General features: G+C 39.2%; 18 protein-coding genes and 1 pseudogene. 14 read left to right on the top strand and 5 right to left on the bottom strand.

Annotation, left to right across the window (positions count from 1 at the left end; all coding sequences use genetic code 11):
- Positions 1-183 precede the first annotated feature (183 nt).
- The 3 genes from moaA (at position 184) to RM549_RS00505 (ending at position 3931) form a co-directional block, all read left to right on the top strand.
- Positions 184-1164: a GTP 3',8-cyclase MoaA gene (gene moaA / locus RM549_RS00515; protein WP_311679621.1), complete on the top strand. Its 981-nt coding sequence runs from the start codon at positions 184-186 to the stop codon at positions 1162-1164.
- On the top strand, positions 1161-2342 hold the full coding sequence (locus RM549_RS00510; RefSeq protein ID WP_311679620.1) for a molybdopterin molybdotransferase MoeA: 1182 nt from the start codon (positions 1161-1163) through the stop codon (positions 2340-2342). Before moaA ends, RM549_RS00510 begins: the two co-directional genes overlap by 4 nt.
- 107 nt (positions 2343-2449) lie before the next feature.
- Positions 2450-3931 carry a cryptochrome/photolyase family protein gene (locus RM549_RS00505; protein ID WP_311679619.1) on the top strand — a complete coding sequence of 494 codons (1482 nt, stop codon included), beginning with the start codon at positions 2450-2452 and terminating at the stop codon, positions 3929-3931.
- A 70-nt stretch (positions 3932-4001) separates the two neighbouring features.
- On the opposite strand, the gene RM549_RS00500 is transcribed toward RM549_RS00505, so the two are convergent.
- Entirely contained in the window at positions 4002-4346 is a 345-nt protein-coding gene (locus RM549_RS00500; protein ID WP_311679618.1) for a DUF3140 domain-containing protein, read from the bottom strand.
- A 385-nt stretch (positions 4347-4731) separates the two neighbouring features.
- On the opposite strand from RM549_RS00500, the gene RM549_RS00495 reads away from it, so the two are divergent.
- The 8 genes from RM549_RS00495 to RM549_RS00460 all read left to right on the top strand — a co-directional run bounded on the left by RM549_RS00495 (position 4732) and on the right by RM549_RS00460 (position 10959).
- A complete protein-coding gene (locus RM549_RS00495) occupies positions 4732-5469 on the top strand; it encodes a sulfite exporter TauE/SafE family protein (protein WP_311679617.1) in 738 nt (245 codons plus the stop codon).
- Positions 5466-6056, top strand: coding sequence for a molybdenum cofactor guanylyltransferase (gene mobA, locus RM549_RS00490; protein WP_311679616.1), 591 nt, complete (start codon positions 5466-5468; stop codon positions 6054-6056). The genes RM549_RS00495 and mobA overlap by 4 nt, the downstream gene beginning before the upstream one ends.
- Positions 6038-6274, top strand: a complete 237-nt coding sequence (locus tag RM549_RS00485; protein ID WP_311679613.1) for a MoaD/ThiS family protein — start codon at positions 6038-6040, stop codon at positions 6272-6274. Before mobA ends, RM549_RS00485 begins: the two co-directional genes overlap by 19 nt.
- The gene (locus RM549_RS00480; RefSeq protein ID WP_311679611.1) at positions 6271-7371 is read left to right on the top strand and encodes a ThiF family adenylyltransferase; all 1101 of its coding nucleotides are present in this window, start codon (positions 6271-6273) and stop codon (positions 7369-7371) included. The genes RM549_RS00485 and RM549_RS00480 overlap by 4 nt, the downstream gene beginning before the upstream one ends.
- The gene (locus RM549_RS00475) at positions 7361-7801 is read left to right on the top strand and encodes a molybdenum cofactor biosynthesis protein MoaE (protein ID WP_311679609.1); all 441 of its coding nucleotides are present in this window, start codon (positions 7361-7363) and stop codon (positions 7799-7801) included. Before RM549_RS00480 ends, RM549_RS00475 begins: the two co-directional genes overlap by 11 nt.
- Before the next feature lie 14 nt (positions 7802-7815).
- A complete protein-coding gene (gene moaCB, locus RM549_RS00470; RefSeq protein WP_311679608.1) occupies positions 7816-8730 on the top strand; it encodes a bifunctional molybdenum cofactor biosynthesis protein MoaC/MoaB in 915 nt (304 codons plus the stop codon).
- 134 nt (positions 8731-8864) lie between these two features.
- Complete coding sequence (gene hemN, locus RM549_RS00465; RefSeq protein WP_311679606.1) at positions 8865-10229, top strand: oxygen-independent coproporphyrinogen III oxidase; 1365 nt, start codon at positions 8865-8867, stop codon at positions 10227-10229.
- Between the two features lie 271 nt (positions 10230-10500).
- The gene (locus RM549_RS00460; protein WP_311679604.1) at positions 10501-10959 is read left to right on the top strand and encodes an ankyrin repeat domain-containing protein; all 459 of its coding nucleotides are present in this window, start codon (positions 10501-10503) and stop codon (positions 10957-10959) included.
- A 15-nt stretch (positions 10960-10974) separates the two neighbouring features.
- Here the strand turns inward: RM549_RS00460 and RM549_RS00455 are convergent.
- The 3 genes and pseudogenes from RM549_RS00455 to RM549_RS00445 all read right to left on the bottom strand — a co-directional run.
- A pseudogene (locus RM549_RS00455) lies at positions 10975-11028 on the bottom strand (hypothetical protein); the annotation flags it as partial.
- A gap of 28 nt (positions 11029-11056) precedes the next feature.
- Entirely contained in the window at positions 11057-11641 is a 585-nt protein-coding gene (locus RM549_RS00450; RefSeq protein ID WP_311679602.1) for a M15 family metallopeptidase, read from the bottom strand.
- A 46-nt stretch (positions 11642-11687) separates the two neighbouring features.
- Positions 11688-12773 carry a Gfo/Idh/MocA family protein gene (locus RM549_RS00445; protein WP_311679600.1) on the bottom strand — a complete coding sequence of 362 codons (1086 nt, stop codon included), beginning with the start codon at positions 12771-12773 and terminating at the stop codon, positions 11688-11690.
- A gap of 135 nt (positions 12774-12908) precedes the next feature.
- On the opposite strand from RM549_RS00445, the gene RM549_RS00440 reads away from it, so the two are divergent.
- Both RM549_RS00440 and RM549_RS00435 read left to right on the top strand, forming a co-directional pair.
- Positions 12909-13877 (top strand): L,D-transpeptidase, encoded by a 969-nt coding sequence (locus RM549_RS00440; RefSeq protein ID WP_311679598.1) that lies wholly within the window; start codon positions 12909-12911, stop codon positions 13875-13877.
- A gap of 28 nt (positions 13878-13905) precedes the next feature.
- Positions 13906-14664: a hypothetical protein gene (locus tag RM549_RS00435; RefSeq protein ID WP_311679596.1), complete on the top strand. Its 759-nt coding sequence runs from the start codon at positions 13906-13908 to the stop codon at positions 14662-14664.
- 86 nt (positions 14665-14750) lie between these two features.
- Here RM549_RS00435 and RM549_RS00430 read toward each other — a convergent pair whose 3' ends face one another.
- A complete protein-coding gene (locus tag RM549_RS00430; protein WP_311679594.1) occupies positions 14751-15566 on the bottom strand; it encodes an HAD family hydrolase in 816 nt (271 codons plus the stop codon).
- Between the two features lie 257 nt (positions 15567-15823).
- On the opposite strand from RM549_RS00430, the gene RM549_RS00425 reads away from it, so the two are divergent.
- Complete coding sequence (locus tag RM549_RS00425) at positions 15824-18310, top strand: TonB-dependent siderophore receptor (RefSeq protein WP_311679592.1); 2487 nt, start codon at positions 15824-15826, stop codon at positions 18308-18310.
- Positions 18311-18617 lie beyond the last annotated feature (307 nt).

Raw genomic sequence — 18617 nt, 5'->3', positions numbered from 1 at the left:
AAAATTTGAGCTGAAGGATAACCCTGGTTTTGAGGATTTCTGCTTTTCCCGAAGATTTTATGCTTCAGATTGGAGAAAGAAGCAGGTATTGCTGAAGTTTTAGCAAAATAGAAATAAACAGCGGCTGGCATTCGTTTCTGTACTTCTTATTTCTTAACTTTAAAATCCTAAACATACCGTTAAATGCTTCAGGATACTCATCAAAGAATTCACGATTACCTTAGGATTTCCCTTACAGATAGCTGCAACTTTAGGTGCCAGTACTGTATGCCAGATGAGAACATTCAGTGTTTGCCAAATAAGCATCTTATGCAGGTGGACGAAATTGTGCAAATAGCGAAGACATTTGTAGGACTGGGCGTTAATAAAATCAGATTAACAGGAGGGGAACCGATGGTACGTAAGGAATTTGCGGAAATTCTTCAGAAGCTTTCCCAACTACCCGTAGAATTTAGCCTTACCACCAATGCTGTGCTCGCTCATAAATATATTTCGCAGTTAAAGGCAGCTGGAGTAAAATCCCTGAATGTAAGCCTTGATACTTTAAATGCCGAAACTTTTAAAAAAGTAACCAAGCGGGATCAGTTTCAGCTGGTATGGAATAATATTTTGTTGCTTTTAGATGAAGGTTTCAGGGTTAAAATCAATGCCGTAGCAATAGAAGGAGTAATAGAAAAAGAGATTCTTGATTTTGTGGCGATCACCAAAGATTTACCGCTACACGTTCGAATGATTGAATTTATGCCATTTGAAGGTAATCATTGGAACAGCAAGAAAGTTATTACCGCCACGCAAATGCTCAAATGGGTGGAGGAAGAATACGACATGGTGAAACTGAAAGATAGACCTCATGCAACCGCAAAAAAGTACAAAGCTATAGGACATGAAGGTACGTTTGCTTTTATTACCACAATGACCGAACATTTTTGCGGAGACTGTAACCGGATGCGTCTAACCGCTGACGGAAAAATGAAGAACTGCCTCTTTGGAAGCGAGGAGATGGATATTCTTGGAACCCTCAGAAAAGGAGAAGATATAATTCCGCTAATTAAAACTTCAGTGCGAAGGAAACACGCAGTGATGGGTGGGCAGTTTGCCAAATCCTATAAAGATTCTGAAGCTTCTACAATTAAGAACCGTAGTATGATTAAAATAGGTGGATGATTTCAGTAAATGAAGCTAGGAAAATTCTTTCTGATAACAGTACAAGAGGAAAAATTGAGACGGTCCTGCTTGGCCACAGCCTTCAGGCTATAATAGCTGAAGATATACATTCCCCCATAGATGTCCCTTCCTTCGATAATTCCGCCATGGACGGTTATGCTCTGAAGTTTGATACAAAACTTCAGCATTGGAAAGTTAATACCATGATTCAGGCAGGGGATACTTCAGAATATAAAATTGAAAAAGGACAGGCTGCCCGTATTTTTACCGGCGCAAAAATTCCTGAAGGTACAGATACTGTTATTCCGCAGGAATTAATAGAAAAAGATGAAGTTTCAGGAGGAATTATTTATCAGCAGGATAAAACCAGCACAGGAAGTAATGTCCGGTTAAAAGGCTCGCAATGTAAGCGCGGAGAATTAATTCTAAAAAAAGGAACTGTGATTTCTCCCGGTGTTATTGGGCTGCTGGCTTCTGTCGGTCTCGCTAAGGTTAAAATCTATAAAGCACCTACTGTAGCTTATATTATTACAGGAGACGAATTAAAAGAACCGGGAACTTCCCTTAAACCGGGTGAGATTTACAACTCCAACGGACCCATGCTTGAAGCCTTGCTAAAAAAATCCGGAATTACAGATATTTTCCCTGAAAAAGCATCAGATAAAAAAGAGGAGCTTCAGAAAATAATTGACGAAGCCCTGGAGCAACAGGATGTGCTTATTTTAAGCGGAGGTATTTCTGTTGGCGATTATGATTTTGTAAAGGAATGCCTGGAAAATGCCGGAGTTCAGGAGCTTTTCTATAAAATAAAACAACGGCCGGGAAAACCTATGTTTGCCGGTAAAAAGGGAGAAAAATGGATTTTTGCACTTCCTGGAAATCCTGCTTCGGTGTTAAGTTGCTTTAATCAATATGTAAAGCCTTGTCTCTATTATTTTATGGGTCGGAATAATGTCTGGAATGCTGATAGTAAGTTAATTTTAGCCGGAGATCACAAGAAAAAGCCGGGTTTAACTTTTTTCCTGAAAGGTAGAACCAATGGAGACGAAGTAGAAATTCTGGGTGCACAACAGTCCTTTAACCTGCAGGCCTTTAGCACCGCCAATTGCCTTGTGGAGTTAGCAGAAGATAAAGAAGAGGTAGAAGCGGGAACTTTGGTAAAGGTCTATATTTTATAAAATGAAGTTTATTTTCCTGTAGGTCGATAATTGCCAAATCTGGAGGCTCACCTGGGATGATGTAACTAATTGAATAAAAAAATGTAGAGGAGAAAAAATGTTGGAAGATGAGTACCGTAAAATTAATTTTTCCAAATCAATTATTTAAATCAAATCCGCTATTTTCCATAGAAGGTGCTTTTTATTTGATAGAAGAAAGTCTATTCTTTAAACAATATAAATTCCACAAACAAAAAATTGCTTTTCACAGAGCAACTATGAAGTTTTATCAGGATTACCTGCTCGAAAAAGGTTTTTCAGTAAAGTATGTTGAATCTCTGGAACAGGAAGCAGATATAAGGCAGTTAATTGTGCATTTACATGATCTTGGAATTAAATCTCTAGCCATTGTCGATCCTGTTGACGATTGGTTAACCAGAAGATTAAAGACACGTTGCGAAAAACTGAAAATTGAGCTCAGTATTTTAGAATCCCCGATGTTTCTGAATACCAACGAAGACCTGGAAGATTTCTTTAAACCTGAAAAGAAGAAATTCTTTCAAACAGAATTTTATAAACAGGAAAGAATAAAGAGAAGGATATTAATAGATAAAACCGGAGGTCCCGAAGGTGGTAAATGGTCTTTTGATGAAGAGAATCGCAAAAAGTATCCAAAAGCAAAGCCGGTAATCAAAACCACATTTCCGCTTCCAAATCAATATATTCGGGAAGCCCAAACTTATACCAATCAGCACTTTTCTGAAAATCCTGGAATTCTTAGCGAAGAGATGAATTATCCCATAAATTACTCAGAAAGTGAGGAATGGCTAAACCAATTTCTGGACTATCGAATGGCAGAGTTTGGGGATTATGAAGACGCCATAGTGCACAAAGAAATGTTGCTAAATCACAGTCTGCTCACGCCCATGCTTAATGTTGGTTTGCTTACCCCGCATCAAATTATTGAGCAGACCCTAGAATTTAATTCATACAATGCTATTCCAATAAATTCCCTGGAAGGATTTATCCGGCAAATTGTTGGATGGCGGGAATTTATAAGAGGAATTTACGTAGCAAAGGGTAGGGAAGAACGGACGAAAAATTATTGGGGCTTTACAAGAAAAATTCCGAAAAGCTTTTACGATGGCTCCACCGGAATTGTTCCCGTAGATGAGACCATCAAAAAGGTGCTGAAAACCGGCTACTGCCATCATATAGAGCGATTGATGGTGCTAGGCAACTTTATGTTGCTTTGCGAATTTGATCCCGACGAGGTTTACCGGTGGTTTATGGAGTTGTTTATAGATGCGTATGATTGGGTGATGGTGCCCAACATTTATGGGATGAGCCAGTTTGCAGATGGAGGGATGATGTCCACAAAACCTTATATAAGCGGAAGTAATTATCTCATGAAAATGAGTGACTATCCAAAAGGCGACTGGCAGGAAGTGTGGGATGCTTTATTCTGGCGATTTATGGATATTCATCGCGATTTTTTTCTGAAAAATTATAGACTTCGCATGTTAATTGGTACATATGATAAATGGGATAACAATAAACAAATCTCCATACATCAAAAAGCAGACGAATTCCTGGTTAGTCTGGAATAAGCTTTACTTAAGATCGATAATTGCCAATTTTCAAACCTGTCTTTTTTCACTCTTCGGAAGACGCTGTTTTCTAGCACCCGCCATTTTTACAGGGATCATGACCCCAGTTCATTAAAGAATACCTCCACGGAGATTCTTTTTTATCTGAAGAAGGACCTTGTGCGGTATGCCGGCTAACATAACTGTTCACCTTCTTCATATGCTCATAATCTGAGTTGGTTAATTCATCTTTATTTTTGTTTTTAATAGCAATGATTTTCTTTCCCGATTTATGGCCGATGGATTCGCCGCTCCCGCTGTCCTGGCCTACAGATTTGGATTCTTCTGTTTTTAGCCACTCTTCCAGCTCTTTGGGAGCCATATTTACACTATCGTAAAATTCATTTCTTATCGACTTTTGTTCTTCTTTATCCATATTTTAATACTTTTCAAAGGAATTTAGAAAAAAATCCTGAAGATTCACAAAAAATATATTAAGTTTTAATCAGTAAACCATTGCAAAACGTATATCGAAAATTGCCAAATTTGAAACCTCACTTTTATCATTCATTTTCGCTGACTCTTTTATTACAATTTTGCTGGTTCTGAAGAAGCTGATTTTCATGACAATTTATTACCTTCATTTATCTAAAAAGTATAGCATTCAATGGGAGATTTTTTCAATAAAGAAAACAAGAAGATTACCGGCCTTAGCCTGGCAATCATTCTGTTTACCTTAATTATTTTGAAGGTAATATTTTAGACTACTTACTGGATTTGCTATTTTTGGATTTCTCAGGTTCAGCATCTAATTCATTTTAATGTCCACAGACGTAATTTTTTACTTGCTCCTATTATTACCGGTGGCCGCTTTCTTCTATGCTTCGGTGGGACATGGTGGCGCGAGCAGTTATTTGATGATTCTAGCGCTTGCAGGGTTTGCGCCAGAGGAAATAAGGCCCACTGCGCTTTTAATGAATATCATTATTTCATTTATAGCTTTTCTAAATCATCGTAAAACCTGCGAATTTCCACAGAAACTTTTCCTGCAACTTGTGATTTTCTCTATGCCGGCGGCTTTTGTAGGGGGAATGGTGATGGTAGATACAGCAATATATATGAAAATTCTGGGTGTGCTCTTACTATTTCCCATTTTTCGATTTCTCAGGGTTTTTCCTCAAAATGAATCTACTGCTGTGGTGCAGAATCTATGGTTGCCGCCACTTATCGGAATTTTAATCGGATTCTTTTCCGGGTTAATTGGGATTGGCGGCGGTATTATTCTTTCTCCACTGGTACTTATGCTGGGCTGGACAAACATCAGGCAAACAGCAGCTTTAAGCGCATTATTCATCTTTGTGAATTCTGTGGCCGGATATATCGGCACACTTGGTCTAAATTTTTCTTTTGATAAATCGCTCTGGATCTTCATTCCGCCTACAGTGGTGGCAGGAATGCTTGGCAGCTATTACGGTTCTCACCGCTTTAATGTGAGAATAATGAAAAACCTGCTGACTTTCGTACTCGCGGGAGCAGCAATTAAACTAATTCTGTCGTGAATTCGGAAATAAAAATAGAAGCTTTTGTTCTTGCCGGGGGAAAAAGCAGCCGTATGGGACGCGACAAGGGATTGATGCTTCTGGACCATGAGCCGATGGTTTCTTATGTGCTGAAAACTTTAAAAAAAGCAGATTTGCCTGTAAAAATCATTGCCAATAATCCAAAATATGATCAATTTGGAGTTTCAGTATTTCCAGATGTGGTAAAGGAAAAAGGCCCAATGGGCGGCCTCCTTTCGGCCTTTCAAAACACTACAGCAGATGTCGTTTTTTTGGTGAGTTGCGACATGCCTTTTTTAACCGAAGAAGGAGTGAAAAATCTTACTTCGGAAGCAGATATTGAGGAAATTATAGCGCCTTTGGTAGGGCAGAGGATTAATCCGCTATTTGCCCTTTATCCTGTAAAACTGAAGAAAACAGTGGAGGATGCGATTACTGCTGAAGAATTAAAAATGACAGATTTCATTTTAAAAAACAGGCACACTTTAGTATCTTCCGGGTTCAGTAAAATGGCTGAATATTTCCGGAATATCAACACGCAGCAAGAACTTAGAGAAGCAGAGAAAAGATGGAACAACTTAATATAAAGGCCTTTGGGATGCTTGCAGAAAAGCTTGAGGCATCAGAATTTCAATTTCCGTATTACCAAAATACCAAAGAACTTCTGGATAGATTAAAAGCAAAATATCCTCAACTGGAATCCCAGAACTTTTCGCTGGCTGTAAATCAGCAGATAGTTCAGGAAAATACTGCCCTTAACGGAAATGAGGAAATTGCGTTGTTACCACCATTTTCAGGAGGATGAGCAGGTTCGACAGGCAAACCATATTACCCGAATTTGGAATCAAGGGGCAGGAAAAACTGTCCGGAGCAAAAGTGCTCGTAGTTGGGGCAGGAGGGCTTGGCTGTCCGGCATTGCTGCATCTTGCAGCGGCCGGTGTTGGAACAATAGGGATTGCAGATGGAGATACGATAAGCGAATCCAATCTTAACCGACAAACCCTGTACGGACAAAATGAAGTTGGCAAACCGAAAGCTCAAACAGCAGCTTCTGTTTTAAAACAGAAATATCCTGATGTCACTTTCAATATTATTTCAGAATTTCTTAATCCCAAAAATGCTCTTGAGGTTATCTCTGAATACGATTTGATTCTGGATGGTACCGATAATTTTGGAACCCGGTATATGATAAACGATGCCTGCGTATTTTTGCATAAGCCATTAATAATGGGTGCGATTTATCAATATGAAGGTCAGCTTGCGGTTTTTAATTATGGAGAGGATCCAATCAATTACCGGGATGTGTATCCAAATCCGCCTTCATCAAATGAAATTCCCAATTGCAGTGAAACGGGAGTACTCGGGGTGCTACCCGGACTTATTGGAACTTTACAGGCCACTGAGGCTATTAAATTACTATCGGGAGTGGGGACGGTGCTTTCCAATAAGATAATGTTTTACAATTTGAAAACTACTTCTTTTTTTGAAGTCCGCGCAGTAGCAAATCAGGATGCCCGGAAAAAGATTCCTGCAAATGAAGCAGCTTTTAAAGCTACCAATTACGAAATTAGTTGTGGTGTAGCCGAAAGCATCAGCTGGGAAAAGGCTTTAGACTGGACACGGAATTTAAAAAATTCGGTTTTAATAGATATTCGGGAGCCAAATGAAGAACCGGTATTAAATGATTCAAAAATAGAAAAAATTCCGATATCTATTCTGGTAAAGGATCAGACGCGGATAAAGGCTTTTGAAAATATTCTGTTGTTCTGTAAATCGGGTGCAAGAAGCCAAAAAATGGCTGAAGATCTGAAAATTAAATTTCCGGAGAAAAAGATTTTTTCCGTAGAAGGAGGGATTTTGCATCCTTCTTCACCTTTAAAAAAAGAAAACCATGGCGCGTAAACCGAAAAACATATTTGTAGAGGGACCTATCTCCAGTGAGAAAATAGCGACCTCTATTCAGAATCACAGTACAAAAACCAATATTGGTGGACATTCAATTTTCCTTGGTCAGGTAAGGGCAGACGAGATAGAGGGTAGTGCCGTAAAGGCGATAGAATATACCTGCTACGAAGAAATGGCGCTGCAAAAAGCTTTTGAAATACGGGAAGATATTTTTGAGAAGTACGATCTTACCTGTATGCATATATACCACAGCCTTGGAGAAGTGAAAACAGGAGAAATTTGCCTGTTTGTTTTCACCTCGTCAAAACATCGCAGGCCGGCAATGGATGCGTGTGATGAGCTGGTAGAGCGTATAAAAAAGGAATTGCCGGTATGGGGAAAAGAGATTTTGGAGAGCAGTAAACAATCCTGGAAAGTAAACAAATAGGAGTAATAAAGGCAATGGTAAATATTACGTATAAAACAAATACGCTTAGAAAAGCTATCGCGCAGGCGGTAGTTCGGGTTAGTAGTCCGGAAACAATTGAAGCTATAGAACAAAGAAAAGTTCCTAAAGGCGATGTTTTTGAAATGGCAAAAACCGCCGGACTTTTTGCTGCAAAACGTACCAGCGATATGATTCCAGATTGCCATCCGTTGCCCATTGAATACACCGGTATAACTTACGAAATCGAAGAGCTTACGGTTAAAATTAAGGTGGAAATTCACACGATTTATAAAACCGGGGTAGAGGTAGAGGCCATGCATGCAGCTTCTGTGGTCGCAATTACGATGTACGATATGCTAAAGCCGATAGATCAAGGAATTAGCATAGAAAATATTAAGCTTCTCGAAAAAAAGGGAGGCAAAACAGACTACAGGAAAGTAGTAGAAGAAAATAGAATTTCGGCTAGTGTTATTGTTTGTTCAGATTCTATTTCTGCCGGAGAGAAAGAAGATCGTGCCGGAAAGGCAATTATCGGCAAACTGAAAACCTATCAGGTAGAAATCGAAGATTATGTTATCATTCCCGATGAGAAAGACGAAATTCAGAAGCTGGTAAAGCAGAAATGTAAAGATAACGTGAGCCTGGTTATTCTTACCGGCGGCACCGGACTTTCCCCACGTGACGTCACGCCCGAAGCTGTTAAACCTTTGCTGGAACGGCCGGTTCCGGGAATAGAAGAGGCTATTCGCGCTTATGGTCAGGACAGGACGCCGTATTCCATGTTATCCCGCTCTGTATCGGGATTAATCGGGAATACTCTGGTGCTTGCGCTGCCGGGTTCTACTAAGGGAGCAGAAGAGTCTATGGATGCTGTGTTCCCTGCAATTATGCATATCTTCAGGGTAATTGCTGCCTTTAAACATGATTAAATTCAGTATAAAACTTTGGGCTCTGCAACTGGAAATATCTTCTCAGTAAGTTTTTTCTGAAGTAGCATAATGTGATCAGGATCATTTTTTAGAGCCTGCCCCTGCAATATTTTTGCTTCAAAATAAATGCAGGTATGGACAATTCTTTGATTCAGAAATACAATGTGGCGGGGCCAAGATACACCAGTTATCCAACTGTTCCTTATTGGAATGAAGCGCTTTTTACAGTATCAGACTATAAATCTACTTTACAAAAATCATTTAAGGCAAGCAATGCAAAGCAGGGGATAAGCCTTTATATTCATTTACCTTTTTGTGAAAGCCTGTGTACTTTTTGTGGATGTAATAAAAGAATTACCAAACGGCATGAAGTGGAATCTCCTTATATCACTGCAGTATTAAAGGAGTGGGATTTGTACCTGGATCTTTTAAATAAAGTTCCGGTAATTAAAGAAATCCACCTTGGCGGGGGAACTCCTACTTTCTTTTCTCCGGAAAATTTAAAATTGCTAATTAACGGACTCTTTAAAAAAGCCGAAAGGGCAGAGGAGGTCGATTTTAGTCTTGAAGGGCATCCAAACAATACCAAAAAAGAACATTTGCAGGTATTGCACGATCTTGGTTTTACCCGAATAAGTTACGGGGTTCAGGATTATAATATGGTTGTACAGCAGGCTATTCACCGTTTTCAGCCTTTTGTAAACGTAAAAAATGCCACCGAGAACGCCCGGGAAATTGGATACACTTCTGTTGGGCACGATATTATTTTTGGCTTGCCTTTTCAGACAGTAGAGCACGTGCGTACCACGATTGCCAAAACAAAGGAATTAATGCCAGACAGGATTGCTTTTTACAGTTATGCACATGTACCATGGATTAAAGGTAACGGACAAAGAGGTTATAAAGATGAAGACCTACCTACCGCAGATGTAAAACGCGAGATGTATGAAACCGGAAAAAAACTTTTGGAAGAGGCGGGCTATATTGAAATAGGAATGGACCATTTTGCTTTAAAATCAGATTCATTATATCAGGCGGTGGAAGAACAGAAACTGCACCGCAATTTTATGGGATATACTACTTCCAAAACAGAAGTGATGATAGGTTTGGGGGTTTCGGCGATTAGCGATAGCTGGTCCGGTTTTGCTCAAAATGTGAAGAAAATAGAGGATTATTACGATATTCTGGATAAGGATGAACTGCCATTATATCGCGGACACATTCTTACTGCGGAAGATGAAATTATCCGGAAACATATCCTGAATTTAATGTGCAGACTGCAAACTTCCTGGAGCCAAGCTGATCAATATTTTGAAGAAATTCCGGATGTTCTCATCAAGCTGAAAGAAATGGAAGCTGATGGTTTGATAATCATCGGAAGTAAATCGATTAAGATAACAGAAAAAGGCCGACCCTTTGTACGCAATGTATGTATGGCTTTTGATGTGTTACTTCAGAGAAGCAAACCTGAAACCCAGCTTTTTTCTATGACTGTTTAGAATCAAAATTGTTTTGGAAAAGATTGTTGAAGGATAATCATACACTATGATTAAAGTAAAATAAATAGAGGTATTCTATAGGTAGATTGATTAAGAATATTGCGCAGAAGCTGCTTTCTCTCCACAATCTGCTAATTTGGTCCTGACAAAAGGATCAGATATTAACAAATGAGAGATTGAAGAATTGCTCATTGTCGTGCATCAAAGATTTCTTTTACTGAAGCACGATAATTGCCATTTTTAAAGGCTCTCTTAACTAACCACTATTTATATGAATTTTTATGACAGTATTCGTTCAGGAAACAAAGAGGAAGTAAAAGCTATGATTGCTGAAAATCCGGCTTTACTGGAGCAAAAGGATTCTAAAGGCTTTTCACCTCTTGTTTTGGCCAGTTATAACGATCAATATGAAGTCACAGAACTTCTTCTGGATTCCGGGGCAGATGTAAATGCCCTGGATGCTGCCGGAAACACAGCTCTTATGGGAGTTTGCTTTAAAGGGAATACGAAAATTGCCAATTTGCTTATTCAAAAAGACGCCGACGTTGATATTCAAAATTCTAACGGCGCTACCGCACTCATTTTTGCAGCGACTTTTGGCCAGGAAAAAATGGCAGAGCTGCTTTTGGAAAATGGCGCAGATAAATCCCTTAAAGATAGCCAGGGAATGACGGCGTATAACCATGCAAAAATGCAGAATCTCTCTTCATTAGCAGAAAAACTGGAGTAACAAGTTTTTTAGAATTTATTCCACGGGAAAATCAAAGTAAGTTTCTGGATAAGCCTCTTTTCTTAATGTATAGTGCCACCATTCTTCAGGATAAGGTCTAAAGCCATTTTTCCATCAGGTGTTTGAGTATCAGGCGATTTTCTTTTTGTTCTTTATTAATTTCTTCGGAATTATGGTTGGAAATACTTCCGAAGAAATCATAAGGACTACCCATATCAAGCTCTTCTCCGGTTTCAGCATTAATAATGGTAAGGTCTACGGTGCTGCCGCGGGAATGGCCGGATCTTGAGGAAATATATCCTAAATTGAACAGGTTCCTTTTGTCAATTTCAGGATAAAAACTTTTCTTGTTAATCGTGTCGGCTTCATCTCTTGCCCATTCCACGAATTGATCTACTGCAGATTGCGGGCGGTAAGCATCAAAGATCTTTAACCGGTATCCTTGTTTTTTAAGTTCTTCCTGAACCTGGGATAAAGCTGTTGCCGCAGGTTTGGTCAAAATGGCCACAGATTCCCGATAGGCATCTACCGGTTTTCCCATAAAATTATTAGCACCACAATAGCGTATTTCCAGCGCTATATCTGGAATAATTTTGCTGACATAAACGAAATTTTCCGGTAATTTCTGTGCGGAAGCAAAATTTACAAATAGCAGCAGGCTTAAAACATAGAAATACTTCATATTGCTGAAAATTCTTCAGATGAATCTAGATGCTTGAAGAAATATTTTAGCCAAGGCTCAATCTTTTTCCGCCATTAGCGGCAGATTCAAATATTTTTTCAACTATTACAATATCTTTTAAGCCTTCTTCGCCGGGAACCATTACTGGTTTATCATTAATAATTGCCAAAGCATCATCATCCATCTGTACGGCCTGTTGGTTTTTACCAAAAGGTTCTAAAACAGTACCATCGCTGGCTTTTCCTTTCACGCCGGAGTAAGATTGGAATGGTTTAAGATAATAGCCACCTTTACTACAATCTATGTCCAGAATATTCATGCTTTCTCCAGAACTTGTGCGGCATGCAGCCGTAGCTCCATTCGGAAATTCCAGGTCGAAAATTGTCGTTTCGTCTACTTCATTAAACATTTGAGGCCGGTTGGTGGTGTGTGTGGCACTAACAGTAATTGGCTCCATTCCCGAAGCATATCTTGCACCGTTTAAAGAATACACGCCCATATCGTACATAGCACCGCCGCCCATTTCTTTATCCAGTTTCCACGGTGTTATATTATCACTATAAAAACCTGCTTCGGCTCTAAGATTCTCAATTTCACCAAAAGGTTTTGTTTCTGCCCATTTCATAATGGTTTGCGTATTTGCCTCATGCTGCATGCGATAACCAATAGAAAGTTTTACATTGTTTTTATTGCAAGCCTCAATCATCTGCCGGCATTCTTTTACAGTTGTCGCCATAGGTTTTTCACACCATACATGTTTTCCTGCGTTGGCTGCTTTTATCGCATATTCTGCATGCATCGAGTTGGGCAGGACAATGTAAATTACATCAATATCATCATTATTAGCGACGTCTTCCATGTTTTCATAATTGTAAACATTGGCATCTTTTATTCCATACTTACTTTGCCACTGCGGAATTTTTTCCGGACTTCCTGTTACAATTCCCCTTAGCTCACAATAGTCGGTTAACTGAAGTGCAGGTGCTAATAAATCTCTACTGTAATATCCCAGTCCTGCCAGCGCCACACCCAGTTTTTTTGCAGGTTTAGCTGAAAAAAGATTTGGAAAAGGAAGAGTAGTTGCTGCCAGGAATAATCCTGATTTTTTGATAAAGTCGCGACGATTATTCATGAGCTTTTGGTTTTATGTCAGTAAGTTAAAAAATTTCTATTAAACCGAACGGATTTAACTAATTCTTGGCAGTTCCTGAAGCTGTCTGAAAGTAATTTAGCACAGTTATTGAAACAAAATATTAAAAAAGAAGACTTGAAGAAAACTACATTTCATAAAAACTATACTTTATTTTCCTTGGTGGTAGTTTTTTTCCTACTACTCATTGCTTGTTCTGAAGACGTTCCAGAGAAAAAAAATTCGGTATTACCGGAACCTTCGGTAGATACGCTTCAGGAAAGTAACAAGATCAAGGAAGAGGTAAGAGAAATTAAACGCCTGCAGGTAAGGTACAGCATCGATTCTTTATTGACCAGGGAAGCACTTGATAGTTTTGCTTCTAATTATACAGAGCGTGAAAGAAATACCATTTACGCTTTAAACAGAATTGAGGAATATCGCGTTCAGCCCAATATTCCGATAATTATTCCCGATACTATTGCTGAAAATTTAAACCTTTACAGTCCTTTTCCAAAAGAATTAGCGATTCTGGATTCTATTCCAAAAGCAGTGCTTATTGCACAAAGGATTCAGGGCTTCGCACTTTATGAAGACGGAAAGCTAGTGAAATGGGGTCCGGTAAGTTCCGGAAAGCAGTCCACGCCAACTCCAAATGGTCTCCACTATGGCAATTATAAAGCTAAGCGTAAAGTTAGTACGGTGAATAAAGACTGGATCCTGCCTTATTATTTCAACTTTATGAATTTTGAAGGTGTGGGCGTGCATCAGTATAATCTACCGGGTTTTCCTGCCAGCCACGCCTGTGTGAGACTTTATATGGAAGATGCGCAGTTTATTTACGACTGGGCGAAAATGTGGAAATTGGAAGATGATATCATCGTTCGGAATGGGACGCCATTTATGGTCTTCGGAAATTATAATTATGATGGTCCCGCCCCATGGCTGGATTTGTCTAAAGATATGAATAACAATGACTTAAATGAAGAAGAACTGCAAACACTGAAGAATTACGTTTCCGAATATAGAAAAGATCCCCGTAACTTTGAGCAGGAAGAGACAGAAGTGGCAAAGAATGACCTTGCCGAAAATTCTGTAAAGCAATAATTTTCTATCTTGAAGAAAACATCAAAATATGAAACTTTCCATTACACGCTTATTTTTTTTACTATCCATTTTTATTTTTACAGGCTTAAATGCACAGCAGACTTCGGTAATGGTAAGAGCTAAAGCAAAAGATGCAAAATTTATCGGAAGTTCTATTGGCGGAGCTAAAATCTACATCAAAAACGCTGAAACCGGAGAAATTCTTGCTGAAGGCCTCACCACGGGCAGTACAGGAAACACAGATAAGATAATGAACAGTCCCTGGAAGCGTAACGAGGATTTATCTGAAGAAAACACAGCGGGTTTTTTGGCAAATATCGATATAGATGAGCCGGTTTTTGTGACAGTGGAAGCCCATGCGCCAATCAACAAAAAGCAGGCAACAGTTATTTCCAGTACACAGCTTTGGTTAATTCCCGGTAAGGACATAACCGGCGACGGAGTTGTTTTGGAGGTTCCGGGCTTTGTGGTGGATATTCTGTCTCCGCAAACGCACGAAAGAATTCCGGAAACTAATGAGGTGCAAATAATGGCAAATATCGTCCTGATGTGTGGATGCCCTGTAACCGAAGGTGGAATTTGGGATGCTAATCAATATGAAGTAAAAGCATTAATTAGCAGTGAAGGTGAGCAAATACAAGAGCTTGAAATGACGGTAGGGGAGAAACCAAGTACTTTTTCTGCAAAAAAAAATTTAAATGCAGGTCTTTATGGAATTACAGTGTACGCCTTCGATCCTGTAACCGGAAATACTGGAGTAGATAAAACCAATATAATTATCAATTAGGCCAGGATTTTTACAGGATTTTTTAGAAAAAAAACCACGCTGCCCTGGCTGGTAAGTTTGCTAACTGCAGGTCGATAATTGGCATTTTAGGAGCTTGCCTTAACTTCTTCTTCATTAAGTAATCCCAGCTCTTCAATAGTTTTTAGCACGCCGTTTTCATTATTATCAAAGCTGGTAATAAACTTGCTGGCGGCAATAATTTCAGAATGCGCATTTTTCATCGCATAGCTGAATTTAGCATTTTCCATCATTTCCAGGTCATTCAGGTAATCGCCAAAAACAAGTGTTTCTTCAGGGGAAATATTCAATTCCTCCTGAACTCTTCTTATAGCATTTCCCTTGTTGGCCGTAGCTGAAGTTATATCGAGGAAAATTCTTGCTGCAATAGCAACTTTATAGTCACCCTGAAATTTTTTGTAATGCGGAAAAGAATGCTCTTCAACTCCTTTATTGTCGCAAATTGTGACTTTTAAAATAGTGTCTTCAACCTCGTCCAGGTTTTCTACGTATTTTAAACGTTTATAATATTGCTGAATTTCTCTAATGAACTCTTCATCGTCACATTCTACATAAGCTGAAGTTTTTCCACAGAGAATAAGTTGTGCACCTTCAATTTTCCGCCCGATATTAATAAACTCCTTAGCAGCCTCACGATCTAACGGATTCACATATAGTTCTTCGCCATTACGAACCACATGGGTTCCGTTTTCAGCAAAAAACAACATCCGGTCTTTTATTCTTTCAAATTTTGATTCCAGATTGTAAAACTGTCGGCCGCTGGCCACAGAAAAGATGATTCCCTTTTCTGTAAGCGCTTCTTCCATTTTCCAAAAATCGGGATGGATCTCGTGCTGGTCATTCAGCAAAGTCCCATCCATATCTGTCACAATCAGTTTTATCATAGCAAAAATTTAAAGACGCAAAGATAACTAATGGTATTGGGTTGAAGTTAAATTCAGATCAAATTTATAAGTAGTGTTATAAGGTTTAGCAATAAAATGCAAAATTTATTTTACAGAACTTCCTGATTTTCTGAAATCTCTGAGTGGGCAGCTTATTTTTATTTGTATTAATTATAAATAAGCTTTTAATTCTCAGATTCCCTCTTTACATTTGCGGCTCTATTTAAAATAAGTCTAAATAAACTACTACTACGATTATGAATCAGAGAATTATTCTGTTAAGCTTTTTTCTGGCAGTATTTCAATTGAGCTTTGGTCAGGCTACAGGAAGTATACAGGGAAATATCATCAACAACAGCGGCAGCCCGGTTTCAGATGCCAATATTGATATTGAAGGTACCAGCATAGGTACAGAATCCAACCGTACAGGAGAATTTGTACTCCAAAATATTCCTTCAGGCAATTACACCCTTAGGATTTCGTATGTGGGTTACCAAACAAAGGAACTTGCAGTTTCGGTCCAGGCTAATCGGGCAACTACAGTACCAAGTATAATACTTAATAGTAAAGAGGAGCAGTTAGGGGAGGTACTTCTCAGATCAAGTGGAAACGTGAACGAATTTACCCGCACAAAGAGTGAGTATATCGCCAAACTTCCTCTTAAGGATATCGAGAATCCCCAGGTTTATAACACCATTACAGCAGAATTAATGCAGGAGCAGGTGGTTACTAGCTTTGACGATGCCATTAAAAATGCTCCCGGAATTTCCAAGTTATGGGAATCTACCGGGAGGGGAGGTGACGGTGCAGGTTACTTTGCCATTAGAGGTTTTGCAGTACAACCAACACTTACAAACGGACTTCCAGGTATTACCAATGGCAGCCCGGATCCTGCAAATATTGAGAGAATAGAAATTGCCAAAGGGCCTTCGGGAACGCTTTATGGCAGTAGCCTTATTTCTTATGGCGGACTTATTAATATTGTGACTAAAAAGCCTTACAACTATTTTGGCGGAAATATTTCTTATACCATGGGCAGCTTCGGTCTAAACCGGATTACTGCAGATGTTAACACTCCGCTGGACGAAACGGGAGATGTTGCTTTACGAATAAATACTGCCTACCATACTGAGAATAGCTTTCAGGATGCAGGTTTTCAGAAGTCACTCTTTGTAGCGCCATCTCTAAGTTATAAAGTGAACGACAGACTTTCATTTCTTATTAATACAGAATTTTACAACGGCGAAAGCACTAACCCTACCATGCTGTTTGTAGATCGCGGTGCACCGCTAAGAGTTACAAATACTGAAGAATTGGGTTACAATCCTGAGCGTTCTTATACCAGCAACGATCTAACGCTGGAAAATCCAAATTTCACCCTGCAGGGGCAAATGAATTACAAATTATCAGATTCCTGGACTTCCCAAACCGCAGTTTCCAGAGGATCGGCAAAAGCAACCGGGCACTATTCCTATTTATATGAAACCACAAGATTTGTGCAGGGGCAGGAGGAAGTTCCCGGCGAAGTTACCAATCTTGATGAAGGTGTTGTTTTTACCCGTTACATTAACGACCAGAATTCTACTACGCTTACCACAGATCTTCAGCAGAATTTTATCGGGGACTTTAAAATTGGAGATTTCAGAAACCGTATGGTGGTGGGGCTGGATTATTTCAACAGAAAAGTAATCGACAACAGCTCGGGCTATATTGCTAATGGAAATGTTTATATAGGAGATGCCAGTATTCAGAATGTAAATGAAAGTGTTTTTGGTATTTATAATCCTGAAGCTTACATCACAAATAATGACAGCGGAAACCTTTCTGCAGCGGCTACAAACGATCTCCTTTCCGGTGTAAACAGAAACAGTACTATTACCAAAGAAAATATTTACAGCGCTTACATTTCTGATGTTTTCAATTTTACCCCGCAGCTTTCGGCTATGGCAAGTTTAAGAATCGACCAGTTCGAGAATGACAACAACAGTCAGACGGCACTTTCACCAAAATTTGGAGTGGTGTACCAGCCTGTTTTGGACAAGGTGTCCTTATTTGCTAATTATATGGATGGTTTTAGCAATGTAGCACCGCAGGAAGTTATAGACAGGACTAGCGGTGAGAGCAGGACCATTGCTTTTGACCCTGAAAGGGCGAAACAATTTGAAGTTGGTACCAAAGTGAATTTCCTCAATAATCGTGTGGCGGCAACTTTAAGTTATTATGACATAGAAGTGTCAAATATCATCGCAATCGCTGCTGAAAATCCTTTTTCTACAGATTTGCAGGGTGGTGAACAATATAGCCGTGGCTTTGAAGCCAGTATAACCGCTGCTCCTTTTGATGGCTTAAACCTTATCGCAGGCTATAGCTATAATGATAGTGAGGTGACAGAATCTATTGCAAGCAACGATTTTCTGGGAAGAAGGCCTGAATCTGCAGGTCCTGAAAATCAGGCGAATTTCTGGGCAAGTTATAGGTTCCAGCAAGGAAATCTTGATGGTTTCGGTTTTGGTTTTGGAGGAAATTATGCCAGTGAAAATATGATTTTCAACAGGAATCTGGGCGGAGTTTTCACTCTTCCTTCCTACACTGTTTTTAACGCTTCTTTATTCTACAGCGTAGAGAAATTTGCAGTTAATCTGAAGCTGAATAACCTTACAGACGAAGAGTATTACAACGGCTGGTCTACAATAAATCCGCAAACACCAAGAAATTTTGCCGCCAGTCTTACCTATAAATTTTAGTTGAGTTAGTTAGTTAGGAAAAGCCGTCCGGAGAAATCCGGGCGGTTTTTTTGTTAGGTAATTGGAGCATCTGAATTATTTCAGAATCATTGTTGTCCGGAATACTTATTTGAAATTTTACAAAGGTCAAGAGATGTAAGCTTTACCAAATAACCTGGATAAAGAAGGATTGATTTTTAACTTTTTTAAAATGCCTGTCACACCAGATATTTCTCAATTTACTCTTTTTGTTCTTAAAATGGCTATAATTTGGTCTTGTCTCTTTGTTCCTGCAGCGAAGCGATCTTGAATCTATACCGGACACTAA

The sequence above is a fragment of the Autumnicola patrickiae genome (genome assembly GCF_031846525.1).
Classification (GTDB): domain Bacteria; phylum Bacteroidota; class Bacteroidia; order Flavobacteriales; family Flavobacteriaceae; genus Autumnicola; species Autumnicola patrickiae.
Note: the sequence above shows the minus strand (reverse complement) of the source record. Positions and strands in the feature narration are given on the sequence as shown.